Consider the following 23623-nt stretch of genomic DNA (forward strand, 5'->3'; position numbering starts at 1 on the left):
ACGGCCCTCACATTCATCTCGGTTCAGTGGTTGTGCAGCGTTCCACCGGCCTGAGCGAGGCGCATGGAACAGCCTTTCTCCGGCCGTACCTCGACCACCCATCGGACTGCGCCCTGGCCCCCTCCGAGGTGGAAGTCGACGGTCGATTCCGCGGCCAACTCCTCCGTGTGCGGTGTGACACCCGAGGTGACGGCGGTGATCGTGGCCGTCGTCCTGCCGACGCAGGTGGGCGTGCGGGGGTCGTCGTCGACGACGACCAGCGTCAGACGCAGCTTGTCCCGTACGTCGCCGGCCGTCGGCCGCGCCATCTCCACCGTGAGAATGCCGCCCTTCTCGTCCACGGGCTGTGTGCCCCGGACGGTCATCTCCGCGCCGACCTCGCCGGTGCGATCGACGTCCACCCAGGCGAGCGCGCCTCCACCGCAGCAGAACATGGCGGCACCGACGAGGACGGCGCGGGCCGTTCTCCGCCGCCGCGTGCCGACGCCCGGCCGCACGACGTCACCGGCCTGCCCGCCCCGGTCCGAAGAGAGCGCGGCCGCACCGGCGAACAGCAGGGCGAGGGCCGTGAAGGCGTAGAACCACACGTACTGGCCCCGCGGGCCACCAGGCCATTCGATGACAGCGAAGAAGGCGAAGCCGACGGTCACGGCGATGACGAGAAAGATGGACACGGGGAGCCAGGCGACGTGCGTCAACGGCCGCTTGAGCTCCCACCTGAACGTGGCGTGGTCACCGACGGAACCGAACGACGACGAGCCGACGCCCCTGGAGCTGACATGGGCGGACCCGGGGCCCCCGCCCGGGTCGGCCGAACTCACGCTCCGTCCCCGAGACGACCGCCGCCGAAGTGGAAGGTGGCACCGTCCCCTACGGAGCCGACAGCGGCGGAGTTCGGGCCGTGAGCCGTGACGTGGTACGTACGGGTGGGCGCCTTCGCGTCCACCAGGAGTTCCGCCAGGCGCGCCTCTTCCAGACGGTGGTCCCGCTGTTCGCCGACCCATGCCGTCAGGGCCTCGGCCAGCCGCTCCCTGTCCTCGGGGGAGAGCGAACCGAGCAACTGGTCGGCACGCTGTTCGCTGTGCCCGGCGGGCAGCGCGACCACGGCCTCCTCGCCGCTGCCGCCGCGAAAGAGCCTGCGGAAGCAGCCCTGGCCCGCCTCGATCGAGCCGTCCGTGATGCGCTGCGCGGCACTCGCCACCATGGCGGCGCCCAAGGTCCCTGCCGCCAGTGAGAAGTAGGTGGCAAGCTCGGCGGAGATCTCAGGAAGACTGGTCATGGACGCCTCATCACTGGCCCGTAGCACGCAACACTGTCAACTCGCTTATGATAAAGGGCTGGTGGTGCTTCACGAAGGCGTTCCAGGCGTGTTCGAGCTGGACCTGGGAGACGAACCGCGAACGCGGAGCCCGCGACCTCCCGCACGGCGTACCGACTGCTTCACCGCGGAGTACACGACGCGGCCGGGGAAGATCTGATCGTTGGAGACGGTGCGAACACGATCACCCCACCCTCGGACATCAGGGTCGCCAGTCGCTGAACGGTGAAGAAGGCTCCCTTGGCGTTCACGTCGAAGACGCGGTCCCCTAGGAGAGGGCGCGGACCGGGGTGACCTCTTGCGTGTGGAGGATGGCGTCGAACCAGTCTGCGAGCGATCCACCGGAAAGATGGTAGGCGGCATTGTCGTCGGGGTCGTAGTCCGGACCGATCAGGCGCGTCCTGGTCGGCGTGTCGAGCCAGGTCCGCACTGGGGGTGGGCCATCGGCGCGCAGGTCCAGAAGATAGGCATCCAGCCCAGTTCCTCCGAGGACCGCGTCAGCGAACTCCGCCGGAGGGGGCAGGACCTGGTAGGGAGCCGTGCCGTGATGGAAGGTCAGGCCGATGGAGACATAGCCGGCCCCGAAGTACTCGCGGAGGTAGCTGCCCGCGTTCCGGTGTGTCATCGGCGGGGAAGAGGGAGAGACGGTCCGCGGATCGCCGTTGACGGTGTGCGCGATTCCGCCCAAGTAGACGATCCTGTCCGAGGTGTCTTCATGCCACTGGATGGTGCCCTCGGCCAGATTCCGCTCGATGCCGGCCAGGCCGTCGAGCGGGGAGGCCTGGCCCTGGGGAGAGCGGGCGGCGCCGGCGAACCGAACCGGGTCATCGGGGTGCAGACGGTTGAAGGAGCGCATCCAGTGGATGACGTCGAGGATCTCCTCGGTCTGCCAGAAGGACCGGGCCTCGGACAGCATCATCCGCGGGTCCCCCGTTCCGGTCCTGATGTACTCGTCGAGTCCGAGCCGTGACGCGTCGTCGCCTTCCAGCGCGAGTGAGCGGAATCCCAGTTCCTCGACCAGCAACCGGACGAGCCTGTGCGAGAGGGCGGACAGTTCGTGGGCCCCGCGGGCCGCGGCGCCGACGGCTACGACCTGGGCATCTCGCACGAGGTCGGCCACCGGTAGGAGATCGGTCAGCGGGGCTCGGGAATCGAACGTGGTGAGGCGATGGGCGTGCTGCCCGATCCACTCGATCACTGTCTCGGACATGGCCGGACCTCCGGTTCAGAGCAATCGGTTCCGGGATGCGTCCCCGGTCGCGGCGGGCGCCGCACGAACAGCCTCAAACGTGAACCAAGGCTTAGGTCAAGTCGACGCGGACAGCGATATGGGCCCAAACGGCCAACCGCCACACCCGCGACCGGGCCGACCCCGCAGACCCACGAGGGCTTCGCATGGCTCTACGTGCTCAACGGACGCCTGCGGCTCGTGATCGGCGAGCGCGACCTGACGCTGCCGCCCGGTGAGGCAGCCGAGTTCGACACGTCCCTGCCCCAATGGCTGGGCAGCGCCGACGGCGGCGTGGTTGAGTTTCTCGTCCTGTTCGGCCTGCAAGGGGTGCGTGCGCACGTACGCACCGAGTCTCTTCGATCGCCGCAGACCGGGAGCCGCCGGTGAACTCGGCGCGAGATTCTATACGCGCGTCGCGGAATCCCGAACGCCGTTGGCGGGCAGCCGCGTTGACAACGGACGCAGTCTGCCGGGATCGTGCCGTCAGACACGAGGAGGGCGGCCGTGACCGGGGAACGCATCGGTGACTACACGGTCGAGCGACGGCTCGGCAGCGGCGGCATGGGCGCCGTGTATCTGGGGCGCTCGCCGTCCGGACGGGCCGTCGCCATCAAGGTCGTCCGGCCGGAGTACGCCGCCGACCCGGAGTTCCGCGCCCGCTTCAGAACCGAGGTGGAGGCGGCCCGCAGAGTCGGCGGCTTCCACACCGCCGCCGTGGTGGACGCCGACCCCGACGCGGAACGGCCCTGGATGGCGAGCGCCTACATCAAGGGCCCGACGCTCAGCGAGGCCGTCGCCCGGCACGGGCCGATGGACGATCGGGCCCTGCGGGCGCTCGGGGCCGGACTCGCCGAGGCGCTCAAGGCGATCCACGCCTGCGGACTGGTCCACCGGGACCTCAAGCCCGGGAACATCGTGCTGACCGATGACGGGCCGCGCGTCCTGGACTTCGGGATCGCCTACGCCCTGGAGGGGTCCCAGCTGACCGCGCCCGGGGTCGTCGTCGGCACCCCGGGGTTCACCGCGCCCGAGCAGTTGGTGACGGGCGAGCGGGTCCACGGGGCCTGCGATGTCTTCGCTCTGGGGGCGGTGCTGGTGGCCGCCTCGGGCGGCAGCGCCTTCGGCGTCGGGCAGGCGCTCGCGCTGGCGTACCGGGTGGTGGCGGAGGAGCCGGATGTGTCGGCCGTCCCCGGGGCACTGCGCCCGGCCGTGCGCGCCTGTCTCCACCGGGACCCGGACCGCCGTCCCTCCCCGGCCCGGCTGCTGGAGGTATTCACCGCCACCGGTGCCGACGCCCCCCGTACCGCCCCACCCCACCGGTCGGAATTCCCCGCACCCGACTTCCCGGATTCGCCCCCCGGACCCGCGCCCGACTCCCTGGATTCGACCCCCGGACCCGCGCCCGACTTCCCGGGTTCGATCCCCGGACCCGCGCCCGACTCCCTGGGTTCGACCCCCGTGCCCGCCCCCGAGGGCGGGTACGCCGCGCTTCCGCTCCCGGGCGCGGCCCCGCTCCCTTCGGGCCCGGGTGATGCGGCCCCGGTGGCCCCGCTCCAGGGTGCGGCGCCCGTACCTCCGCCGTCGGGCCCCCTGTCCCCCGGCGGCCTACGCTCGCCCACCCGGGTGGACGGACCGCCTCCGCCGAGGCCGCGCGGCCCGGACCGGGAGCTGGTCGCCGACGCCCCCACCGCCGCCGCCCCCACCACCGACACCCCGGTGGGAGCCCCCGAGCCGCTCCCGTGCCGCCGCCGCCCGCAGTTCCGCCCCGGCCCACCCCGCCGCCCGGACGCGGGCGCGCGCACCGGCCCGTGACCCCGCCGACGCCTCGGACCGCGCCCCGACGCGCGGCACCGGCGACCGGCCACGGCGTGCCGCCGTCCCCGGGCCGCTTCCGGGGCCGTCCGGGCCGCCGGATCTTCCTGCCGGTGGCCGCCGTGCCCGTGGTGACGGGCGTCGCGCTCAGCGGCTCACCCACGGCATTTTTCGACATCATCTTCGTCACGCCGTTCGTCGCCCTGGTGCCGCTCGTCCTGGCGCTCATTCAGTACTTCAGAAGCCATGGCCTCGACATCGCCGCCAACGGAGTCACCCTGATCGTCGCCGACTCCGTGAGCCGCTGGCACTGGGACGACATCGACTCCCTGGAACTCGTCTCGCGGAACGCGGGTGACTGGCTCGTGGTCCGGCCGGCCGAGGGGCGGCACACGCCCCGCTTCCCCGTCTGGCTGGGGTGGATACGGCGGGCCGGCGACCGGTCGATGTGGATACGGCTGGACGGCCTCCGCCCGCGCGACGGGACCCGGACCCTCGCGGAGACCCTGGCCGCCCACGCCGACCGGCAGAACGTCCGGCTGACCCTGACCCGCACCCCCGCCCACTGACGCCCCGGCCGCACCTCCCGCTCCCGCCGACTGCGCCCAGACGCGAACCGGACTGACGGTCAGAGGCCGGTGACGCGTACGGCGGTGGCTTTGCGGACGGTGAGGCTCACTTCGTAGCGGATGACCGCGATGCCGCCGATCGGGCCGGGCCGCCCCAGCGATCGGCCGTCACGTTTGCCCCATTTTCGGCGAACATCCGCTCGGACGGTTCCTCGCGGGGTATGTGAGGGTCATGAGCTTCGACAACACTGATCCCGGGCCTGATCCGGGAGAGCCCGGCGGCGGGGCCCCGCCCGGAGAGACTCCGCCGGCCGAATCGAGTACGTCGTCCGGGACGGGACCCCGTCAGGACACGAGCCGCGGTTGGGCCAAGGTGCCACTGGCGATCATTCTGCTCATCGGGGTCGTCTTCGCCGCGTTCTTCCTTGTCTACGCCATCACCCTCATGCGCTGAGCCGATACCGCCGGAGGGGCCTGGAGCCGCTCCCCGGGGCGCACGGAGCGATGAACGCCTCCTGCCGCTTCCTGGCGTGCCGTGCCCCCAGGTACCGCGGGGCCATTGCGGGGAATCCGCCGCCCAGCAGCGTGGAAGACGCCGTGATCAGTGCGACAGCAACCGTCTCCTTCACCGCGTACCGGCCAAGAGACCCACCCACTCCGCCATGCGCCCATCCTCAATCAGGAACCAGCGACCGACATCAAGGCGTCAGCGAGTTCACTCATCCGGGTTCGGAGGCCACTGCGGAAAAATACCCCCTGACGGCCTGGACGTGCATAGGTGCCAGGAAGGCGGCGTGCAACCGCTGCTCGAAGGCGCTGAAGAACGGAAGGCTCGCGATGCGGCGCTGGACCCCGGCCCATGGCCGTCCCACACAGAAACCGAAGGTGACCCACGATGACGCAGTCGACCACCCAACCACGGCGGGCACTCGGCACCGGATGGTCGCTGGCTCTGGCCGCGGACATGACCGTCACCGTGCTGGTGGCGGCTGTCCTGGGCGTGATCGGGCTGCTGCTGCCCGGGATCACCGAGGACCATGAGATGTCGGACGCCGAGCACTTCGCCGAGGCCGCGGTCTTCTACGGGTCCTCGGCGTTCCTTCTCATGTCGCTCGGCGCGACACGGCTCCTGCTGCGCCGGGAGCGCCGGCGCCGTCTCGCTCAATGGGTTTCCGCCGTACGGCTCGTTCTGCTGTCGGCCGCGGCGGCCTCCGTCGTGCTCTACGGAGCTGCCACCCACTGACCCCGACCGGGACCACCGGTCACCCGAGGGCCGTGCCCGTCGCCTCACCGCGACGGGCACGGCCCTCGGCTGTGCGCGGTGTTGGCAGCGTGGTGGACCCTGGTCAGGGTGACCGTCCAGGGCCGGGGCGAAGAGGCGGTGGTGCCGCGGTCGCTCCGGATGCGCCAGGCCGCCGGGCCTCCCCCGCAGCGCCGGAACTTCCACGGGATGAGGCTGGGCCGCAGAGCGTCGATCACCCCCGGATGTTCGACGTCGGCCTTGAGCCGCCCGTGCCGTACCCGGTAACCACTCGGGGGTGGAGATCCCCGCTGTGCCGTTCCCGTACCGGGTGTCGGTCCGGGAACCGGAGAGCGTGCTCGTCACCGGCCGCACGGTGACGTGCGAGGCGAGTGGCTCGCGGTGGCCGTCGGCCGACGAGCGAACACCCGCCCCGATCCAGGGTCAGTCTCTCGTGTACCTCCGCACAGGGCGATCGGATCCGAACCACACCTTCGGCCAACCGCCTTTCGTGTTCGCGTCATCGGCACGGCGGCGGTGATCATTACGAGGGCGATCGGGCAGTTCCTCCGGGCTCATGAGGCCGTGCGGACCGAGGAGCCGGGACGTCAGGGAGTGGAGACGATGACGGTGGCATCGACGATGCGATGGTCCGAGCAGGGGTTGTTGTTGCAGGCGGTCTGGCTGATCGGATGGGCGTCCTCCTGGTAGGAGACCAGCTTGCTCTCCGCGGCGAAGATGTGGTCCACCTTGGCCGGTTGTCCGCACCTGCCCGCCAACAGGCCCTCGGTGGTCTGCTCGCCCCAGCCGGAGCAGATCGGGTCCAGGTCGTCCAGTTCGCGGAACATCCCGGTGTTGCAGTGGTTGCCCTGGGCGTCGCAGCCGTTGTCCGGGGTGTTCACCGAAGGCGCGTACCAGGTGTTCATCAGGGGGTCATGGGGCTGGACGTTGAAGTCACCGGCGGCGATCACCGTGTCGCCCGCAGCCGTCCACTGCTCCATCCGCGTGCGCACGGTGTCGAGCTGGGCCTGCTTGGTCGCGGCCTGGTAGGTGACGTGCGTGGTGCAGAAGCGCGGATGGCCGGGCTTCGACGCGATGGGCACGCAGAGCAGCTTGCGGGCCCTCTGCCCGTCGGGGGGCAGGGTGATCCGGTCGGTGCCGCTCGGTGCGAACCGGCTGAACACGGCGACGCCGTACGGGTCCTGGTCCGGGCTTCCCGGGGTCTTGGCACACAGGTCGGCGGTGGCGTGCGGCATGGGCTCGAAGCGGGCGAAGTTGGCCGGGTTCTGCGGCCAGCCCGCGTTCTGGAGTCCCTTGAGGATGGCCTGGTACTGGGCCGGACAGACCTCGTTGACCGAGATGAAGTCCGGGTTGCGGAAGCTCAGCGACCCCAGGACCGTACTGACGATGTGGTCCGGCTTTCCGAGGTGTTTGTCGTGACCGGAGATGTTCCAGTGCCAGACCTTGTAGGTGGCGGTACCGGCCTGTGCCGCGGTGGCCCTCGGTACCGCGCCTGCCGAGAGGGCACCGGCCGGTACCGCCCCGGCCAGCAGGCCGAGCAGCGCCGCGGCCAACGGGGCGAAGGTGCGAAGTACGCGCATGGATCTCCCTCTGTTCGACGATCCTGATCTCCAACTCGCGATTCTCAGGAGCCAAGATCATGCCGTCAACAGGGCGTGTACGGCCGCTCATGGCCGTACTCTGCGGCCCGTACCACCTGGCAGCGGGAGGGCCGGTACCGCGCGGTGGCGATCCGGTTCTCGCCGGGCTTCTCGTTGTCCCGCACCATCACGACGGTGAAGGGGGGACGGGGGTGTGGGAGCGGAAGCCGGGGCAGCGGTCCAATGCCTCATCGTGCGGGCAGGTGAGCAGATGACTCAGATAGGTCTGGGCAGCGCCGAGCCGGGTTCGCTGGGCCTCGATGGCGGCGATCCGGTCGACGACGGTCCGCCGCCACAGGCCGTCGGCGGCCGGCCCCGCCAGGAGCGAGGCGATCTCGTCCAGCGACATCGTTCCGGTGCCGCGCCATAATCGGATCAGTGCGATGCGGTACAGCTGGTCGGTGTCGTAGCAGCGCATTCCCGCTCGGCGGTGAGGTGTGACGAGCCCCCGGCGCTCCCAGTAGTGCAGGGTGGAGAGCGGAAGTCCGAAGTGGTCGGCGACCTTCCGGATGGGCACGGAATCGTCCGTCATCCCTCCATTGAACTCAACCCGGATCGAGCGGGCAAGGTGGGCACCGGACCATCCCTGAGAAGGGCACGGACCACTATCCGCGAGGGGATTCCCATGCCTCATCACGCCATGTCCGGAACCTCGTCACCGTCACCGTCACCGTCCCGGTCCTCCGCGGCGTCCCGTGAAGCCGTTCGCACGCTGAGCGGTACGGCGCGCGCGCTGCGGGCGGGAGAGATCAGCAGTGTCGCGCTCACGGAGGACGCCATCCGCTCGGCCGACCTGTACGACCCGTTGCTCGGGTCCTGTCTGGCGCGGTTCGACGAGACCGCGCTCCTCGCCGCGGAGCAGGCCGACCGGGAACTCGCCGCCGGGCTGGACCGGGGCCCGCTGCACGGCATCCCCTTCGGGATCAAGGACCTGATCGCGGCTGCGGAGGGGCCCACGACCGCCCAGAGCCTGGTCCCGAATCCGTTCCGGGACACCCGTCACGACGCCACTGTCACCGCCCGGTTGAGAGCCGCGGGAGCCGTCGTCATGGGTAAGACGACCACGATGGAGTTCGGCTGCGGCATACCGGACCCGGCCAAGCCGTTCCCGGTCCCCCGCAATCCCTACGATCCGTCCGCCTGGGCGGGAGGGTCGAGTTCGGGTACCGCCAGCGGTGTCGCCGCCGGTCTGTTCCTGGCCGGCCTCGGTTCGGACACGGGCGGCAGTATCCGGATGCCGGCCGCCTTCTGCGGGGTGACCGGGCTGATGCCCACGTACGGCCTGGTGCCCCGGGACGGTTGCGTACCGCTGGCGCCGAGCCTGGACCGGATCGGGCCGCTGGCGCGGAGCGCACGGGACTGTGCCGCGGTCCTGGACGTGCTGGCGGGCCCTCCCCATGACGGACGGGCCCGCTGGGACGGTGGTTCCGGGTGGGACGACGCCGCCGACCGGCCGCCCGATCTCAGCGGACTGCGGATGGGGGTCGTGCACGAGGGGCATTTCCCGCCGGGTGGGGACCCCGCGGTCCCCACCGCCTTCGAGGCGGCGGTCGGCCGGCTCACCGGTCTGGGTGCCAGGGCCTGCGCTGTCGTCCTGCCGTACCGGGCCCAGACGGTCCAGGCCACCCTCGCCACGGCGATCAGTGAGGGCCTGGCCCACCACCGAGGCGATCTGATCGAGCGCTGGAACGACTACTTCGCCGCCACCCGGGGCCTGCTGGCGCGGGCGGCCTTCGTCTCCGGGGCGGACTACGTCCAGGCCCAGCGCGTACGGCGAGCGGCTCAGCGGGCGCTCGACGCGCTCTTCGAGGAGGTCGACATCGTCGTCTGTCCCACCGCGTCGATCGGCGCACCGGACCTTGCCGTCCTCTCCGACGCACACGGCCATCAGAACGACGAACAGGTCTTCTCCATGATCCACACCCCCTACTGGAACGCCGTGGGCAATCCGGTGCTGGCCGTCCCCATCGGCCGGACCGGCCGTGGGCTGCCGCTCTCGCTCCAGATCGCCGGTCCCGTCGGCGGGGACCACCGTGTCCTGTGTGTCGGGGACGCCTTGCAGCGGCTTACCGGCTGGCATCTGCGGGTCCCGGACCTGACCGGCAGCGGCCCGGGAGCGGGGAGGTCCGGATGACCGAGCCGCGCGCGGAGGGATCAGCAGAAGGACCGCAGGAACCCGCCCAGGCGGCCTCCGACCCGGCCTCGGTCGCACGAGCTCTGCTGGCCGCCGCCCGACTGCCCGCCCACGAGGCGGAGGTGGCCGCCCTCGTTCTGGCCTACCCGGCCCAGCGTGCCGCGCTGGACACGCTGTACGGGATCGGGCCCGCGCCACAAACCGACCCGGCGGTTCGGGCCGAGCCGAGCCACGTCGGGAGGGAGGACCGGTAGAAGCCGGTCGCGGCGCTGGGGTCGTCACTCGCCCCGCGCGCCGAGGCACGCCACGCTTACCGGCGAGGGAACGCCGAGAACCATGCGGGCCTGTCCCTCGGCGTCGCTCCCCCCTGATCACACAGGGACAACGGCCCGGCGCCAGCGGCTTCCGATGAAGCCGCGGGCACCGGGCTCCACGGCGCGTCCATGACCGGGGTCTACGGCGCCTGCATCACCGGCCGGCTCACACGCCGCGCCACAGATTGGCGAAGGCCGAGCTCTCGATGGACCGCCTCTGACGCACGGCCTCCAGCTCCATCACCGCGTCGTGGACAGCGGCCACCACTGCCGTCACCGCCTCGTCGGCGAGGCCGGGCTCGTCGCCGGACCGTTCCTCGCCGATGCCGACGGCCGAGGCGAGAGCGCCCAGGACGGGTTCGTTCTCCTCCCAGCGCGCGACTGCCCGGCGGCGCGCGGGCGAATCGACCGGTCCCACGTGCCGCGGGCCGAAGGGCGAGGCCCCGCTCCGCCTGCTGGTCAGCTCGCCGTCCTCCTCCAGGGCAGCCTGGTACGCGGCCGTCAGGTCCCGGCCCCGACGCCACAGCCAGTCCTCGATCCGCTCGTAGGGCGCCTGCCGGGTGAGCCCTGCCGCAGCCTCGGCCACAAGCCGGTCGTCCGGCACCGGCGGCCCATCCGGCACCACACGATCACCGTCCACGGCAACCGTCCCGGCACCGATGAGATCGATCAGCTCGGCTCCCGCGAGTGCGAGCGACAGGTCGCCCTGGCCGACGGACCGCTCCGCCCCCCGGTCCAGACTGATGATGAACAGGTCTTTCGCCGTGGTCATGAACGGCTCCCCTCACAAGCATCGGCACCGGTCCGTCCTCGCTGCCCGGTCCGTGTCCGGGCCCGACCGGCAGCGAACACCGGCCCTCATATCCAGTATCACCCTCCTCCCCCGCGGCAGGATCCCCGTCACGGTGCTGCGGGCGATTCCGCAGCCACCGCAACGGGGGGGGCTGTGCCGGATTCCGGCCGCCCGGGAAGCCGAAGCCCCCGACACCGTCCTCGACAGCCACCACCGCACCACTGCCGCGGCGCCCTCCCTAAGCGCCGTACGGCCTCCCCCGACGCCTCACTCGGCGGACGGGATTCTCCGGGGGAAGGGCTTGCAGGAAGCAGTGCGTGGTCGGGCGACAGCGGACCTGCGCGGGGGCGGCCCTGTTCCTGATCCCCGTCCGCTCGGCCCCGCTCCTGTGGTTCCTCTCGGCCGCGATCGGATTCCTGTTCCGCTTCAGCTTCCCCGCACGGCTGTGCGTCCCCTCCGGCGTCTCCCGTGTCGACGCCGAGCACATCGGCACCGCGGTGGGCCTCATGCTGACCCTCGCAGCGGTCGGCGGCTTCGTGGTCCCCCTGGTCTTCGGGAAGATCGTCCCGCCGCGGGCTACGGCGCCGGCTGGATCACACTGGGCGCCCTCTCCGACCTCTCCGCGCTGATCGGCCTCCTCGGCCGCCCCGGGCCGACATCGCTCTCACTGCGGAGCCTGGGCAGGCATTCTGCCTGTACGGGATGCGTGCGAGTGAAAGCGGCGGCGGCCTCGGCAGTGCGCGGGCTTCGTCACGGCGCCGGGAGGGGAGGGTGGGCGCTGGACCGCCGGGAATGAACTGAGGAGTACCCCCTGTGACGCGCGCGACCATTCAGTGGATGATCGACAACGACGAGGCCCGGGCCGCGGCGGTTGCGGGTCTCGGCCTCAAGAAGGCGGTTCCCGACGCGCTCGTGACGGATCGCTGGTTCCTTCCGGACTACATGAAGGCATTGGTGATCGAGGCGGTCCGGCGTGACGCTCCGGACGGTGTGGCCGAGGAGCTGATGCGGGTCCAGCGGCGTATGAGGAGGAACGCCGAGGAGATCGATGACTACGGGGCCGAGGTGCTGGCCCGGCTTGAGGGGCTGCGCGACGCGGACGAGGTCGTTCCGGTGCTTGAGCGGGCACGGGACGAGGCTCCCGACCAGCTGAGGCGAGACCGGATCGAACGGGTTCTCGAACGGGTGCGGCAGCCCCGAAATGACCTCGAAGACCTGCTGGCCCTGAGCGACGAGCAGTTGGGCGCAATCCTGGCCGACCCGTGCGACCACTGCTGCGTCTACGGCTGCGGGCTGTGCCCCCTGCACTGCGTCATCTGCTGTGCAGGAACGTGTTACTGCTGCGCCGGCTGCCAGGCCGTGTCTGACCAATGAGCACCTGGCTGGTTCGCGGAGCCAGAGGATCAGGGAGGCCAGGACGATTCCGGCGCGGTGACGATCGGCGAGTTGTCGCATCTGGTCGGGATCGCGCGGAACGGTCGGCAGCGTGCTGGTGGGCACGGTTGACCGTGGAGCCGACCCGGACGGTGCACTCCACCCGGCCCCTGTTCCGGCAGCCCTGCCCACGTGCCGTCCGCCTCCCGGCGGGCGAAACGGCCGTAGACGGTCTGCCACGGCCCCTACCGCCCGAGCAGGTCGCGTCACGGGCCCCGGTCCGCAGCAGCCACAACACACCATCGGTCACCCGCAGGTGATCACGCCACGGACGGCCACACCCGTCCACCTGCGGCAACAGGAGATCAATGTCGCTCCCCCGCCGCGTCCGTCAACCCACCTCGACCCGCCACAAGATCAATCATCGGACAAGCCTTGGGGATCCGGCCAACGGCTTCGGGTCAGGTCCGCTTGCGACTCGCGATCCCGTCGGAGAGCTGCCGCACGTGAGCGGGGTCCGCGTCCCGGGCCAGGGCGACGTAGTGGTCCATGACGGCCGGCCGGTAGCGCACGGGCAACGTCTGTCCTGGGGCGAGTCGGGTGAGCTCGGTGATCGTGAGGTCTTCGTCCGCGATACCGCGGAACGAGATGCCGCCGGCGGTCTCCACGTCGAACATCAGGACCACGCGTGGACTGCTGTTGACCTCCCGCCAGTCGACGAGAACGCCGAGCGCAAGCGCCCCCGTACGCAGTTCCGCATTGCGCTTCCGCGCATCACCGCTCAGCAGCGGGTTCGGGGCGACGCCCGGGAAGTCGGGCCCGACGCCGAGCGATTCCCGACTCAAATCGGGCCTGAGCTGCGCCATCAGATCGTCGAGCTTCTTCTTCGAATTCTTCGAACGGAACATCCTGACCCCTCCCTCACGCCGGGGCCGGAATCCCGGCCTGGCGCTTCGCCCTCAGCGCGAGTGTATGTCGCGGCCCTTCCCGGGCTCCGTCGTATCGCCCCGTCCCGATGGGGTCGCCGTCTGCGGTCGCGGACGGGCTCGGTCGGTGCACCTACCTGTGTATCCGCGTTAGACGGCCACGCCGTACACCTCGCTGACCGCCGTCTTCTGTGGACCGACGCTCTCTTGCGCTTCCCGTCCGGGGAAGCCCGCCTGGTCGACCCGGGCTTCCGTAGCGCGAGAAGTGGTCGGCTCAGGTCGCCCGTACGGCCTCCCGGTAGCGGCGGGGGGCCATGCCCGTGCTGCGCTTGAAGGCGTTGCTGAAGGCGCTCTCCGAGCTGTAGCCCAAGGAGGAGGCGATCGCCGACACGGGCGTGTCCTCCAGCCACAGGGTGTGCTGCGCCAGGCGCATCCGCCAGGCCCGCAGGTAGGTCAGGGGCGGAACGCCCACGACCTCCTTGAAGCGCAGGGTGAAGCTGGTGCGGGACATGGCCGCGGCGCGGGCGAGCTGGGCAAGGCTCCAGGGAAGGGCCGGGCTTCCGTGCATGAGGCGCAGGGCGGGGGCGATGCGGTCGTCGGCGAGGGCGCGCAGCCAGCCTGTCTGGTGGGTTTCGGCATTCACACGGGTCAGGAAGATGCGCAGGACCTGTACGAGGAGCAGCTGAGCGAGGTGCTGTGTCGCGAAGGCGGCCCCCGGGGCGTCCGACCGGGATTCGCGCAGTGTCTGGTTCATGAGCCAGCAGGCCGTGGCGGCCTCTGTCGTGGTGGCGCTGGCGTGTATCAGCGGCGGGAGCACGGTCAGCAGCAGGTCCTTGCCGGCGGTGTTGAGGTCGATGTGGCCGCCGATGACGACGGTCTCCCGGCCTTCGCCTCCGATGTGCAGGAAGGTCTCGGTGGTCGCCTGGAGCAGGGGCAGCGCGTCGATCGGCGGCACCGCGGGGTCGCTCGCCAGGGTGTACCGACGGTCTCCGCTGAGGACGGTGACATCGCCCGCCTCCAGTCGGACGGGGTGGTCGATGCCCTGCATCACCAGCCAGATGACGCCTTGGAGCACGACTTGGACACCGAGTCGGCCCGGCGCCGGAAAGGCCAGGGCCCAGTCCCCCGCGGCGGTGAGGCCACGGGACAGGGCGCAGTGCGCGCCGGTGAGTTCGAGGGTCCTGGTGAGGGGATCGCGCAGGGCTGGGGAACCGAGTGGGGGCGCGGACAGCGGTGCGGCCATGTGCGGACTCTCGCGCAAGTCGCACGAACGGACAAGCATTCACATGGCGTTGCCCGGACCCCACGATGAGTGGCAGGACGCCTCCCGGCCAGGGCCGCGTCCCGGATCGCGGCCGCTGGCCAGGCGGCCGGTTCCTCAGTCTCAGGAGGTTGTACGCATGGGCGGATTCCAGGACCGTGTCAAGTTCCACCCGGACGAGGTAGTGCTGGCCCCGGCCGAGGAGCAGACCCTCGCTGAACTCGCGGACCAGTGCCAGGGCCAGGTGAACGAGTCGGCGGACGAGAGCTGACGCGGTCCACAGCCAGCAGATTCGCGGGCTGCGGGCCGCGGCGGGGGTACCTGCCGCGGCCCGCAGTCACCCAGCAGACGGGATGAACCGTGACCACCTCCGCGTACACCGCGGCTCCCCGGTCGGGAGAGCGCAGCCTGCCCTTGAGCGAGGCGTTCGACCGCGCGCGGTCCGCTGCCGCCGCTCTCTCTGTGGAGGCCGATCTGGAACCCATTCTCGACGGCAGCCCCGGCACCTGGCGGTGCATCCTGCGCCGCGACGGCGAGGATCTCCGCACGGGGCTGGGTCTGGGCAAGGGGAGCCGGGACGAGGCCCGGACGGGAGCCCTGTTCGAGGCGCTGGAGCACTACCTCTGCGGTGTGGACGGACTGGACCCGGCGGAGATCCGGTTGGCGCGCGGCCACACCCTCGCGAAGGGCCCGTTGTCCCGCGATATCGCCGTCGGGCTGCTGGGCCGGGTGCCCGACCAGTCGCTGGGTTGTCTGCCGTACCGGTCGCTCGCCGGTGCGCCGGACGCGCTCGTCCCCCTCTTCCTGTCCATGCCCGAGTACCTGGGGGCGGCCGGAGCGCGGGCCCGCCGGGTCGCGGGTGACAGCTACGACTACCGCGCGGTCGGCCGCTACTCGGTCAACAACGGCTGGGCCGCCGGCGCGGACCCGGTGGAAGCCGCCGTGCACGCGATCAACGAGCTGATCGAGCGGGACGCGCTCTCCCTTTTGCTGATCGGCCAGTTCCTCCGCGAGCGACCCGAGCGGCTGGCCGTCGTGGATCCGGCGACGCTGCCGGACGAGGTGGCCGCGCTGCTCGCCTTCGCCGAGGCGCACACGGGGCGTCGGGTCCACCTGATCGACATGACCAGCGACCTCGGTGTCCCGGCGTACACGGCCTACCTGCCGGCCCCGCATGGGCAGCCGGCCCGGATCTGCGGGTGGGGAGCATCGCTGTCGCGCCGGTACGCCGTCACCCGAGCAGTGAGTGAACTCATCCAGCTCCACAGCACGATGCACCTGCGCGAGCAGTACGCCCACCTGCTGCCCGAGCAGCGTGACGACACCGGGCCGTACCCCGAGCTGCACGCGTGCTACCTGTCGGACTTCACCACCGCCCTGGCTTCGGCCGAACTCAGGGCGTACGAGGACACGGTGGCGCCGGACACGCCCCAGGGTCACCTCGACCGGCTCCTCACCGTCCTACGAGGGCACGGCTTCGCCGTCTACCAACGCGACCACCATGTCACCGCGGACCTCGCCGTCGTCAATGTGCTCGTGCCGGGATTGGAAAGGTTCATGCTCGTCACCGACGGGCAGGTCGTCGTACCCGGTGCCCGCGGGATGGCGGCCCGCGGACGTGGCTGAAGCACGATGGCGCCCGCTCGCCGTCACCGACGCCGCCTCGGTGGCGGCGCTGCTCACCGTCTGCGAAGCGGCCGACGGGGTCGGGGTCGCGGTCCGGGGCGCGGACGGCGTCCACGAGAACCTGAACGCCTCGGGCATCGACCTGGACGGTGGTACCGCATCCGTCTGGTGCGGCGGTGAGCCGGTCGCCTACGCGACCACGTGCATCCGGGAAGGCGCCGGTCCTGTCCGCCAACTGACCCTCGACATCGCGGTGCACCCCGCGCACCGCGCTCCAGCGATGGTCCAGCGACTCCTGGAGTGGTGCCGTGACACCGGTGTCCGGCGCCACCGCGAGCTGTCCGACGGCACCCTGTTGGAGCTTCACGTCCGTACCCACCACGGCCAAGCGTGGCTCGCCGAGGCGTTGGACACCGCGGGGTACCGGCGCGAGCGCATCCACTGGGGCATGCGGCTGGACCTGGGCACCCCACAGCCCATCGCCGCACCGGCGATGCCGCTCGGCACCGCGATCGTGCCCTTCGACGACGCGTTCGACGCGCAGCTCCTGGCGGCCCGCAACGTGATCTTCGCCGATCACTGGGGCAGCCTTCCGATGACGACACGGACGTGGCGCCACACCATCACCGGGAGCCCGCACTTCAGGCCCGGGTCCTCGTTCCTCCTCCTCTCGGAGCACGAGCAGGAGATCCTCTGCTACCTGATGTGCACCGAGTTGACGGACACCCGCACCGACCGCGAGCTCTATCTCGCCAACGCCGGTACACAACCCGCGCTCCATGGCAAAGGCCTGTACCGCGCCGTGTTCACCCACACCCTCGCCCGGGCGAGGGCCCAGGGCTACCGGTGGGCCGTCCTGGACGTCGACTCGAAGAACCCCATGGCCGCCGGAGGCTTCTACGAGCGCATGGGCCTGCGAAGGTTCCGGACCTGGACCACGCATGTGCACTCACCGTCCGGTACGGCACCGCCGACGGTGCCCTCCGCCAGCCCGTAGGGTCCCTCCCCCGCTGTCGAGGGACCCATGGCCGCCGTACTCGGGCCCGGCCCCATCACGGTGACCGACTCCGCCCGCCCTCCCGGGCCGACCCCGGAATGCCACCGAGGCACGAGGAGCGGCCGCCGCGCGCGGACCGGCCTCCCGGGTCGGGCCACGCATGGCTGTCCGGCTCACGCAGAGCCCCTTCGCGGAGTCCCTTCGCAGAGCCCTTTCGCGGAGCCCCTTCGCCGGGCCCGGTGGTCGGCAGGTGACCGGCGGTCGACAGAGTCAACGCAGGGAGCGGATCGCCGGGCTCGCGGCGACCAGGGCGGCGCCTGCCAGGACTGCGCTCCCGCAGACCAGGAACAGCGTCGTCGTGCCGTACGGGAGCAGGACACCGGCGATCAGGTAGGAGAACGGGTCGAACGCCACCGTGGCCAGCACCACGAGGCTGAGTACTCGGCCCAGCAGGTGCTTGGGCACTCGCTCCTGCAGGGTGGCCACGACGACCACTCCGAGGAACCCGGACCCGAGGCCGACCAGTGAGACGACCGCCGTCGCGGCAACGACGTGGGTGACGGCGGCGAGTCCGGCCACCCCCGCCCCGATCGCCGCGACCCCGCCGGCCACGGCCCAGCCACGCCGGGCAGGCGGCCGCCCCCCGGCCGACAGTGAGCCGGCCAGTGAGCCGGCGCCGAATCCGGAGAGCACGACGCCCAGGGATCCCGCGCCGCCCAGGCGTTGATCGGCAAGCACCGCGCCGCCCACGATCACGGGGCCCACGACAGCGATGTTGATCAGGGCGACGGCTGCCAGCATCCCTCGCACCAGCGGTTCACGCCAGGCGTATCCCAAGCCCGCGCCGAGAGCACGTGCACTGCTGGGCTGCTCACCGTCGATGCCGTCCGGACCAGCGGCGTGCCCGGCGTCTTCATCGCGCCGTACCGCGCGGACGAACGTATCGAGGGCGACGGCGGCCAGCGCGGCCATGGCCGCGATCCCACCGAGCGTCGCGTCGAAGCCGACCGCGGCGATGACTCCGGCGGCCACCGCCGGGCCGACCAGGTCTCCCCCCGACTCCGCCCCCTGCACCAGCGCGTTGACCCGGGGGAGCTTCTCGGTCGGTACGACGGCGGGCAACAAGGCCAGGGCAGCGGGGAAGTAGGCGGCGTCGGCGACGCCGAGCAGCGCGGCGAGCAGCGCGACCGCCGTCACCGATGGCGAGGTGAAGGTCACCAGGGCGCAGAGAGCGAGCAGGACGGCGAACCGGAGCCAGGAGGCTCCGGTCACGACATGGGCAGGACCGAGGCGGTCGACCAGTACTCCCGCAGGAAGCAGGAGTGCCGCCCGCGGCAGTGCCGCCGCCACGAGCACGAGCCCTGTGGCGATCCCGGGTTCCGACAGTTCGAGCACGAAGAGCGTGAGCCAGATCAGGAACAGGGCGTCGACCAAGCCCGCCAGCCCCTGGCCCACGACCAGGCGGAGCAGGCGCGGATCACCGAGCGGCTCGCGCGGAAGGGCACCTGCGGTCGGCTCCGTCGTCATCGCTGGCTCCCTGGGGTGCTCGGTGGACCGGTCCCGCAGGAAGGGCGTGCCGGAATCGATCCGCCCGCGCGCCCCGGACCACGGACCGGGTGACCGCGTCGGGACAGCCGCGGCGCTTGCGAGCCCGCGCCCGCGCCCGGCAAGGAGAGGCACGTCCGCGGTACCGGTGGAGCGAAGGTGCTCGCGCCGTTGAGGCGCAGTGGGGTCCGGCGGTTCGTCGTCGATGCTGGCATGACCTGTGACGTGCCCCTCCTGCCGATGGCCGGGAACAGCCGCGGCACCGTGCTGGACACCGGCCGGACGGCGGCGTTCCGCCTGGTGCGGCGCGCATCCACGGCGATGCCGCGCGGTGGGGTCGCCTAGGCGATGTGCGTGCCCCCGTCGACCGTCAGGGTGGTGCCCGTGATGTAGGACGCCGCGTCGGAGACGAGGAAGACCAAAGCCGCGGCGAGTTCCTCGGGCTGTCCGATGCGGCCTGAGAGCACCCTCGGCATCATCGCCTCGACATAGCCCTCGGCGTAGCCGTCGGTCATCTCGGAGGTGAAGAGACCCGGTGCGAGGGCGTTCACACGGATGCCCTTGCTGGGGGTCCACTGCTGGGCGAGATCGCGGGTGAGCCCGAGGATTCCGGCTTTCGACGCCGAGTAGGCGGCCTGCGGCAGACCACCTGTGACCAGCGCGAGGATGCTGGAGACGTTGACGATGGCACTGCCGGGGAGCATCACCGCGCCCGCGGCCTGCGCCATCCAGTAGGAGCCGTTGAGATTGATGTCGATGACCTCGCGGAACTGCTCAGGTGTCTCCTCCTCCGCAGGTCGTTCACCGCTGATCCCGGCGTTGTTGACAAGAATGTCCACCCGCCCGAACGCGTGCACCGCCGCGTCGATCAGCGCGCGGCAGTCCTCCGGCTTGGCGACGTCGGTGCGCACGGTGACGGCACGGCGGCCGAGCGCCTCGACGGCCGTGCGCACCGGCTCCAGTCTCTCGGCGCGCCGGGCCCCGAGCGCGACATCGGCGCCGGCCTCGGCCAAGGCGGTGGCGAAGGCGGTACCCAGCCCGGAGGAGGCGCCGGTGATCACGGCGACGCGGCCGTCGAGCCGGAAGCGATCGAGCAGGCTCATGGCCGCCTGGCCTTCTGGGAGACCGTTGTGTGCGCGGCACCTCTCCCGAAGCGGGTCCTGTTCGGCGCCGGGGAACGACCCTGTGCGCGTCCGAACCCTTGCCGGTCAACGACGCTCCGCGCGCGTCGGGTTCCGCGGAGGGGAGGGGCGGGTGACCGGGCGACGACGAACGGCACGAGCCGAACGGGGCCACGGCCAGGCCATCCGGCAGCGGTCACCGGTGGCCGTCGATGTAGTTCACGACACCGCCGACGGTCCTCAGCTCCGCTACCTGGTCGTCGGGAATCCTCACCTCGAACCTGTCCTCGACCGCCACGGTGATCTCCACCATCGACAGGGAGTCGACGCCGAGATCGTCGGTGAACGACTTCTCGGCGGTCACCTCGGCGGGGTCCACCCCGGCGACCTCGTGGACGATGTCGGCGACGGCGTGGAGGATGTCGGTGTTGCTCACCACGGATTTCTCCTTCTTCGGTCGGTGTGGCGAACCTCGGCGGGGACGTCAGAGCCCGAGGCGCCGTCGGTAGGCGCGGAGGGTGCGCAGGAAGCCGTCCATCTGCTCCTCGGTGTGGCCCGCGTGCGGGAACAAGCGCAGCAGCGCCTGATTGCGTGCGACGGCCGGGTAGGAGAAGACGGGTACGAGGTAGCCGTCCTCGACGAACCACTCCCGCATCTGCAAGGCGGCGGCGTCGCTCCCGATCGGGACCGAGAGCATGTAGGACTCGGTCGGCGTCGTCGGGGTGTCGGCCTCGTGCATCTGTCGGCGAAGGCGGGCGGCGTGCGCCAAGTAGTCGTCGACGATCCCCGGATCGCCGGCGAGGACGTCGATCGTGCGCTTGGCGGTGTAAGCGGTGGGCGGCTGGATGGCGGCCGTGAACATGGAGGTGCCGGAGAGCAGTTCGAAGGCGTCGATGGCCGCCGCCGGTCCGGCGATCGCGCCGCCCTCCAGACCGATGGCCTTGGAGAGCGACACCATGACGAAGTCCGCCCGTTCCCGGATCGCGGCCGCTTCCCGGGCGTACGGACGATTCTCGGGCCCGTAGACCATGAAGCCGTTCGCGTCGTCGATCATGCTGACGGCGCCGTGGTGGTCGCACTCGTCGAGAATCTCCACGATCGGCCCCATGGTGCCGTCCGCCGAGTAGATGCTCTCGGCGATCACCACGGTCTTGCGGGCCCGGACCCGGTTCAGGACGCGTGCCAGGTCGGAGACGTCGTTGTGCCGGAACGCGTGGACGTTGCGTCCGTAGTCGAGGCCCTCCAGGCCCTTCCAGACACTCCAGTGGACGTCACGGTCGACGATGAAGACGGTGTCGCGGTTGCGCACCTCGATCCCGGCGTCGAAGTGCGCGGAACTGCTCATGGCGTGGATGAACCCGATGTTGGCCAGCAGCCCCGTGGCGAAGCTGATGGCCCGCTCCTTGCCGGTGTGGCGGGCGATCGTCTCCTCCAGCGTCTGGTGCGGGCGGCAGATTCCCTGGGTCATCCTGGATCCGCTGGTGCTCAGGCCGTGGGCGAGCGCCCCTTCCGCGAAGTGATGTCGCACCGGGATGTGGCGCGGCAGATCGAGGAAGCTGATGCTGGCGAAGTTCACCAGCTCCCGGCCGGCGCGGACGATGGTCGGTCCGACGGGACCGTCCACCACCGGCGGGCGGTACGCCGTGTCGTGCGTGTTCGCCTCGACGAAGGCCGCGAAGGCCCATGGGGCCAGGCGGTCCACGGAGGGAGCGGGGGCGGGGGACGCGGTCATGGTGTGGTTTCTCCTCCACAAGGGGCGCGGGGCGGCAAGGGCTCCAGGGCCGCGGCGAGGTGGCCGAGTGAGGCCGTTCCGGCCAGTTCGTCCGACGCGATCCCGGTGAAGCCGAACCGGTGAAGGAGCGTCAGCAGACGAGGGACGGCGACCAGGGTGACTCCGTGGTCGGCGAGGCAACGGTTCATGTCCACGGCATCAGGGCTGCCGAACGAGCCGACCGGCGGTCCGCCGGGGCCGACAGCGGCCACGGCTGCGGCCAGCGCCCGTTCGGCGCCTGTCACGGGCGGACGCGTGGGGACCCGCGGGGTTCCCGTGCCGACGGTGGCGGTGCGGGACCGGCCGGACGGGCCGCCGGATCCGGGTGCCGCCGGGGACAGGACATAGCGGCCCGGCGCCACGAGACCGGGCACTTCACCGAGGTGGTCCAGGACGTGGCGGTGCAAGTCGCCGGGAGTGACCTCAGGAGCGGTGCGGGCGCGCGCGACGAGGTGCGGCTCCTTGCCCTCCCCCGCGGCGTTCCCACCGGGCGTCACCGTCGCGTCGAGCACTCCGGGGTGGCCGCGCAGGACGTCCTCGACCTTGGTCAGGCACACCCAGCCCTCCGGGGCGCGCCACCATCCGGAGGCGGCCGGTGCGAGCGGGTGCGCCGGAACCGGGCACGTGGCACCGTCGGCGAGCGCCCGCAGGAGACGGCACAGGCGGACGGGCAGCGCCTGGGCCTGCGCGGCGTCGAGCAGATGGTCTCCGACGGTGACATCGAGGGTGACGCCCCCGATGTCGCGGCCGAGGTCCACGTAGAGCGTCTCGCAGGGCTCGTCAGGGGCGCTGCTGATCCAGGTGGCCGGCCCGTTCGACGGGGTGTCCGGCGCGGGGACCAGATGGTCCCGTGGCCACGAGTAGCAGTTGTACTCGATCGTGGGGACGGTCACGACACCGCGGCGGCGGTCCATGCGCGCCTGGGCGGCGACCAGCTCCGCGGGGCGGTACTGACCGTGCCGGTAGGCCGCGGCGGACGCGGCGGCGACCGAGGCGACGACCTCGCCGAACGCCGCGCCCGGGCGGAGATCGATCTGCACCGGGACCGTCAGCGCCCGGACGCCGATGCTGTGCCGCAGAGCGGCCCGGGTCCGGTTGGAGACCACCACCGACGCGAGGAACCGGTGTTCGCCGGTGCGGGTGACGACCTCGTGGGCCAGTGCCGCCAGCACCACGGCCTCCGGGCTGACCCGATATCGCCGGGCGACGCGGTCGAGGTCGTCGTGGGCGTCCACCGAGCGGTACTGGAGACGGTGGCGCCCGGTGCCGTCGCCGCTCCCGCCGAACGGGGCCAGCACTCCGGTCGGGTTGTCCGCGAGACGCGTGAGCCACTCACGCTCCGCCGCGCGGGCGCGTTCCAGGGGCTGGGCGGCGACCATGTCCAGCGGATGCGTGGACGCCTGCGCCGATGCGTCGGCGCCGCTCAGCTCATCGTGCAGTTGGTCGATCAGTACCGCGAGCCCCCAGCCGTCGATCATGACGTGGTGGGCGGCCAGCAGGACCGCGCGCGGCCGTCCCGCCTCCAGCAGCACCCGCGCGAGCCAGGGCGGATCCCGCTCGGGATCGATCGGGCGGGCGGCCAGCTCCGCTGTGGCGGCCGCCACGGTGTCGGCGTCGACGGCGGGAACATCGACGAGGTCGGCCGGCAGCGGGGCCCAGCCCTCGTGGTGGACGTGCTGTACGGGGCGGATCGGGTCGACGGTGGTGCGCAGCGCCTCGTGGCGGGCGGTGAGGGACGCGAGCGCCCGGTGGACATCGGCGACGGTCGCCTGGGGCGGAACGTGGCAGTGGTCGGCGAGCGGCGTCGGGTTGACCCGCCGTGGTGAGGGAATGGTGCGTTCGAACCAGTGCCACTGCTGGACCCAGGTCAGCGGCCCGCTGCGGGTGACGGTGGCGGTGCGCGGGATCGGTTCCGGAAGGTGGTTCACGG

The 23623-nt window shown here is 71.4% G+C and carries 25 protein-coding genes and 2 pseudogenes; 13 read left to right on the top strand and 14 right to left on the bottom strand.

Going from position 1 to position 23623, the window contains the following annotated elements; genetic code table 11:
* Nucleotides 1-23: 23 nt before the first annotated feature.
* From OG711_RS02380 to OG711_RS02390, 3 genes are all read right to left on the bottom strand, one after another.
* A complete protein-coding gene (locus tag OG711_RS02380) occupies nucleotides 24-821 on the bottom strand; it encodes a hypothetical protein (protein ID WP_329558215.1) in 798 nt (265 codons plus the stop codon).
* Nucleotides 818-1279: a hypothetical protein gene (locus tag OG711_RS02385; protein ID WP_329558216.1), complete on the bottom strand. Its 462-nt coding sequence runs from the start codon at nucleotides 1277-1279 to the stop codon at nucleotides 818-820. The genes OG711_RS02380 and OG711_RS02385 overlap by 4 nt, the downstream gene beginning before the upstream one ends.
* Nucleotides 1280-1586: 307 nt before the next feature.
* The gene (locus OG711_RS02390; RefSeq protein ID WP_329558217.1) at nucleotides 1587-2528 is read right to left on the bottom strand and encodes an erythromycin esterase family protein; all 942 of its coding nucleotides are present in this window, start codon (nucleotides 2526-2528) and stop codon (nucleotides 1587-1589) included.
* A gap of 156 nt (nucleotides 2529-2684) precedes the next feature.
* Here OG711_RS02390 and OG711_RS02395 point away from each other — a divergent pair.
* The 5 genes and pseudogenes from OG711_RS02395 to OG711_RS02415 form a co-directional block, all read left to right on the top strand.
* Nucleotides 2685-2936: pseudogene (locus OG711_RS02395) on the top strand (cupin domain-containing protein); the annotation flags it as partial.
* Nucleotides 2937-3053: 117 nt separating this feature from the next.
* Nucleotides 3054-4361 (top strand): serine/threonine-protein kinase, encoded by a 1308-nt coding sequence (locus OG711_RS02400; protein ID WP_329558218.1) that lies wholly within the window; start codon nucleotides 3054-3056, stop codon nucleotides 4359-4361.
* A 56-nt stretch (nucleotides 4362-4417) separates the two neighbouring features.
* Entirely contained in the window at nucleotides 4418-4930 is a 513-nt protein-coding gene (locus OG711_RS02405; protein WP_329558219.1) for a hypothetical protein, read from the top strand.
* A gap of 232 nt (nucleotides 4931-5162) precedes the next feature.
* Nucleotides 5163-5384: a DUF6480 family protein gene (locus tag OG711_RS02410; RefSeq protein WP_329558220.1), complete on the top strand. Its 222-nt coding sequence runs from the start codon at nucleotides 5163-5165 to the stop codon at nucleotides 5382-5384.
* 441 nt (nucleotides 5385-5825) lie between these two features.
* The gene (locus tag OG711_RS02415; protein ID WP_266504751.1) at nucleotides 5826-6173 is read left to right on the top strand and encodes a hypothetical protein; all 348 of its coding nucleotides are present in this window, start codon (nucleotides 5826-5828) and stop codon (nucleotides 6171-6173) included.
* A gap of 605 nt (nucleotides 6174-6778) precedes the next feature.
* Here OG711_RS02415 and OG711_RS02420 read toward each other — a convergent pair.
* Complete coding sequence (locus tag OG711_RS02420) at nucleotides 6779-7771, bottom strand: endonuclease/exonuclease/phosphatase family protein (protein ID WP_329558221.1); 993 nt, start codon at nucleotides 7769-7771, stop codon at nucleotides 6779-6781.
* A gap of 187 nt (nucleotides 7772-7958) precedes the next feature.
* The gene (locus OG711_RS02425; RefSeq protein ID WP_266504754.1) at nucleotides 7959-8363 is read right to left on the bottom strand and encodes a MerR family transcriptional regulator; all 405 of its coding nucleotides are present in this window, start codon (nucleotides 8361-8363) and stop codon (nucleotides 7959-7961) included.
* Nucleotides 8364-8456: 93 nt separating this feature from the next.
* Here OG711_RS02425 and OG711_RS02430 point away from each other — a divergent pair, with 93 nt between their 5' ends.
* Both OG711_RS02430 and OG711_RS02435 read left to right on the top strand, forming a co-directional pair.
* Nucleotides 8457-9965 carry an amidase gene (locus OG711_RS02430; RefSeq protein WP_329558222.1) on the top strand — a complete coding sequence of 503 codons (1509 nt, stop codon included), beginning with the start codon at nucleotides 8457-8459 and terminating at the stop codon, nucleotides 9963-9965.
* The gene (locus OG711_RS02435) at nucleotides 9962-10219 is read left to right on the top strand and encodes a hypothetical protein (protein WP_329558223.1); all 258 of its coding nucleotides are present in this window, start codon (nucleotides 9962-9964) and stop codon (nucleotides 10217-10219) included. The genes OG711_RS02430 and OG711_RS02435 overlap by 4 nt, the downstream gene beginning before the upstream one ends.
* 226 nt (nucleotides 10220-10445) lie before the next feature.
* On the opposite strand, the gene OG711_RS02440 is transcribed toward OG711_RS02435, so the two are convergent.
* The gene (locus OG711_RS02440; protein ID WP_073785983.1) at nucleotides 10446-11051 is read right to left on the bottom strand and encodes a GOLPH3/VPS74 family protein; all 606 of its coding nucleotides are present in this window, start codon (nucleotides 11049-11051) and stop codon (nucleotides 10446-10448) included.
* A 338-nt stretch (nucleotides 11052-11389) separates the two neighbouring features.
* Here OG711_RS02440 and OG711_RS02445 point away from each other — a divergent pair, with 338 nt between their 5' ends.
* Both OG711_RS02445 and OG711_RS02450 read left to right on the top strand, forming a co-directional pair.
* Entirely contained in the window at nucleotides 11390-11701 is a 312-nt protein-coding gene (locus OG711_RS02445; RefSeq protein WP_329558224.1) for a hypothetical protein, read from the top strand.
* Nucleotides 11702-11909: 208 nt separating this feature from the next.
* The gene (locus tag OG711_RS02450) at nucleotides 11910-12446 is read left to right on the top strand and encodes a hypothetical protein (RefSeq protein ID WP_329558225.1); all 537 of its coding nucleotides are present in this window, start codon (nucleotides 11910-11912) and stop codon (nucleotides 12444-12446) included.
* A 106-nt stretch (nucleotides 12447-12552) separates the two neighbouring features.
* On the opposite strand, the pseudogene OG711_RS02455 reads toward OG711_RS02450, so the two are convergent.
* From OG711_RS02455 to OG711_RS02465, 3 genes and pseudogenes are all read right to left on the bottom strand, one after another.
* Nucleotides 12553-12859 (bottom strand): annotated as a pseudogene (locus tag OG711_RS02455) (transposase); the annotation flags it as partial.
* A gap of 48 nt (nucleotides 12860-12907) precedes the next feature.
* On the bottom strand, nucleotides 12908-13354 hold the full coding sequence (locus OG711_RS02460) for a hypothetical protein (RefSeq protein WP_073785987.1): 447 nt from the start codon (nucleotides 13352-13354) through the stop codon (nucleotides 12908-12910).
* Nucleotides 13355-13646: 292 nt separating this feature from the next.
* Entirely contained in the window at nucleotides 13647-14615 is a 969-nt protein-coding gene (locus OG711_RS02465; protein ID WP_329558226.1) for a helix-turn-helix transcriptional regulator, read from the bottom strand.
* 157 nt (nucleotides 14616-14772) lie between these two features.
* Here OG711_RS02465 and OG711_RS02470 point away from each other — a divergent pair, with 157 nt between their 5' ends.
* From OG711_RS02470 to OG711_RS02480, 3 genes are all read left to right on the top strand, one after another.
* Nucleotides 14773-14904: a hypothetical protein gene (locus OG711_RS02470; RefSeq protein ID WP_266504771.1), complete on the top strand. Its 132-nt coding sequence runs from the start codon at nucleotides 14773-14775 to the stop codon at nucleotides 14902-14904.
* Nucleotides 14905-14993: 89 nt separating this feature from the next.
* Nucleotides 14994-16259: a YcaO-like family protein gene (locus OG711_RS02475; RefSeq protein ID WP_329558227.1), complete on the top strand. Its 1266-nt coding sequence runs from the start codon at nucleotides 14994-14996 to the stop codon at nucleotides 16257-16259.
* On the top strand, nucleotides 16252-17256 hold the full coding sequence (locus tag OG711_RS02480; RefSeq protein WP_329558228.1) for a GNAT family N-acetyltransferase: 1005 nt from the start codon (nucleotides 16252-16254) through the stop codon (nucleotides 17254-17256). The genes OG711_RS02475 and OG711_RS02480 overlap by 8 nt, the downstream gene beginning before the upstream one ends.
* 270 nt (nucleotides 17257-17526) lie before the next feature.
* Here the strand turns inward: OG711_RS02480 and OG711_RS02485 are convergent, their stop codons facing one another.
* Nucleotides 17527-18783 (bottom strand): MFS transporter, encoded by a 1257-nt coding sequence (locus OG711_RS02485; RefSeq protein ID WP_329558229.1) that lies wholly within the window; start codon nucleotides 18781-18783, stop codon nucleotides 17527-17529.
* Nucleotides 18784-19014: 231 nt separating this feature from the next.
* On the opposite strand from OG711_RS02485, the gene OG711_RS02490 reads away from it, so the two are divergent.
* The gene (locus OG711_RS02490; RefSeq protein ID WP_329558230.1) at nucleotides 19015-19146 is read left to right on the top strand and encodes a hypothetical protein; all 132 of its coding nucleotides are present in this window, start codon (nucleotides 19015-19017) and stop codon (nucleotides 19144-19146) included.
* On the opposite strand, the gene OG711_RS02495 is transcribed toward OG711_RS02490, so the two are convergent.
* The 4 genes from OG711_RS02495 to OG711_RS02510 form a co-directional block, all read right to left on the bottom strand.
* Complete coding sequence (locus OG711_RS02495; protein WP_329558231.1) at nucleotides 19143-19904, bottom strand: SDR family NAD(P)-dependent oxidoreductase; 762 nt, start codon at nucleotides 19902-19904, stop codon at nucleotides 19143-19145. The genes OG711_RS02490 and OG711_RS02495 overlap by 4 nt on opposite strands.
* Before the next feature lie 214 nt (nucleotides 19905-20118).
* On the bottom strand, nucleotides 20119-20361 hold the full coding sequence (locus OG711_RS02500) for an acyl carrier protein (protein WP_107499190.1): 243 nt from the start codon (nucleotides 20359-20361) through the stop codon (nucleotides 20119-20121).
* Between the two features lie 45 nt (nucleotides 20362-20406).
* Nucleotides 20407-21654 carry an aminotransferase class I/II-fold pyridoxal phosphate-dependent enzyme gene (locus OG711_RS02505; RefSeq protein ID WP_329558232.1) on the bottom strand — a complete coding sequence of 416 codons (1248 nt, stop codon included), beginning with the start codon at nucleotides 21652-21654 and terminating at the stop codon, nucleotides 20407-20409.
* Complete coding sequence (locus OG711_RS02510) at nucleotides 21651-23621, bottom strand: condensation domain-containing protein (protein ID WP_329558233.1); 1971 nt, start codon at nucleotides 23619-23621, stop codon at nucleotides 21651-21653. The genes OG711_RS02505 and OG711_RS02510 overlap by 4 nt, the downstream gene beginning before the upstream one ends.
* Nucleotides 23622-23623 lie beyond the last annotated feature (2 nt).

Origin of the sequence: Streptomyces uncialis (assembly GCF_036250755.1) — a bacterium.
GTDB lineage: Bacteria > Actinomycetota > Actinomycetes > Streptomycetales > Streptomycetaceae > Streptomyces > Streptomyces uncialis.

Coding starts and splice junctions, on each gene's coding strand:
- OG711_RS02390 (WP_329558217.1), bottom strand. CDS start 2,528: ATGTCCGAGACAGTGATCGAGTGGATCGGGCAGCACGCCCATCGCCTC.
- OG711_RS02415 (WP_266504751.1), top strand. CDS start 5,826: ATGACGCAGTCGACCACCCAACCACGGCGGGCACTCGGCACCGGATGG.
- OG711_RS02485 (WP_329558229.1), bottom strand. CDS start 18,783: ATGACGACGGAGCCGACCGCAGGTGCCCTTCCGCGCGAGCCGCTCGGT.
- OG711_RS02505 (WP_329558232.1), bottom strand. CDS start 21,654: ATGACCGCGTCCCCCGCCCCCGCTCCCTCCGTGGACCGCCTGGCCCCA.
- OG711_RS02460 (WP_073785987.1), bottom strand. CDS start 13,354: ATGTTCCGTTCGAAGAATTCGAAGAAGAAGCTCGACGATCTGATGGCG.
- OG711_RS02420 (WP_329558221.1), bottom strand. CDS start 7,771: ATGCGCGTACTTCGCACCTTCGCCCCGTTGGCCGCGGCGCTGCTCGGC.
- OG711_RS02490 (WP_329558230.1), top strand. CDS start 19,015: ATGACCTGTGACGTGCCCCTCCTGCCGATGGCCGGGAACAGCCGCGGC.
- OG711_RS02470 (WP_266504771.1), top strand. CDS start 14,773: ATGGGCGGATTCCAGGACCGTGTCAAGTTCCACCCGGACGAGGTAGTG.
- OG711_RS02450 (WP_329558225.1), top strand. CDS start 11,910: ATGATCGACAACGACGAGGCCCGGGCCGCGGCGGTTGCGGGTCTCGGC.
- OG711_RS02430 (WP_329558222.1), top strand. CDS start 8,457: ATGCCTCATCACGCCATGTCCGGAACCTCGTCACCGTCACCGTCACCG.
- OG711_RS02435 (WP_329558223.1), top strand. CDS start 9,962: ATGACCGAGCCGCGCGCGGAGGGATCAGCAGAAGGACCGCAGGAACCC.
- OG711_RS02410 (WP_329558220.1), top strand. CDS start 5,163: ATGAGCTTCGACAACACTGATCCCGGGCCTGATCCGGGAGAGCCCGGC.
- OG711_RS02465 (WP_329558226.1), bottom strand. CDS start 14,615: ATGGCCGCACCGCTGTCCGCGCCCCCACTCGGTTCCCCAGCCCTGCGC.
- OG711_RS02495 (WP_329558231.1), bottom strand. CDS start 19,904: ATGAGCCTGCTCGATCGCTTCCGGCTCGACGGCCGCGTCGCCGTGATC.
- OG711_RS02425 (WP_266504754.1), bottom strand. CDS start 8,363: ATGACGGACGATTCCGTGCCCATCCGGAAGGTCGCCGACCACTTCGGA.
- OG711_RS02385 (WP_329558216.1), bottom strand. CDS start 1,279: ATGACCAGTCTTCCTGAGATCTCCGCCGAGCTTGCCACCTACTTCTCA.
- OG711_RS02440 (WP_073785983.1), bottom strand. CDS start 11,051: ATGACCACGGCGAAAGACCTGTTCATCATCAGTCTGGACCGGGGGGCG.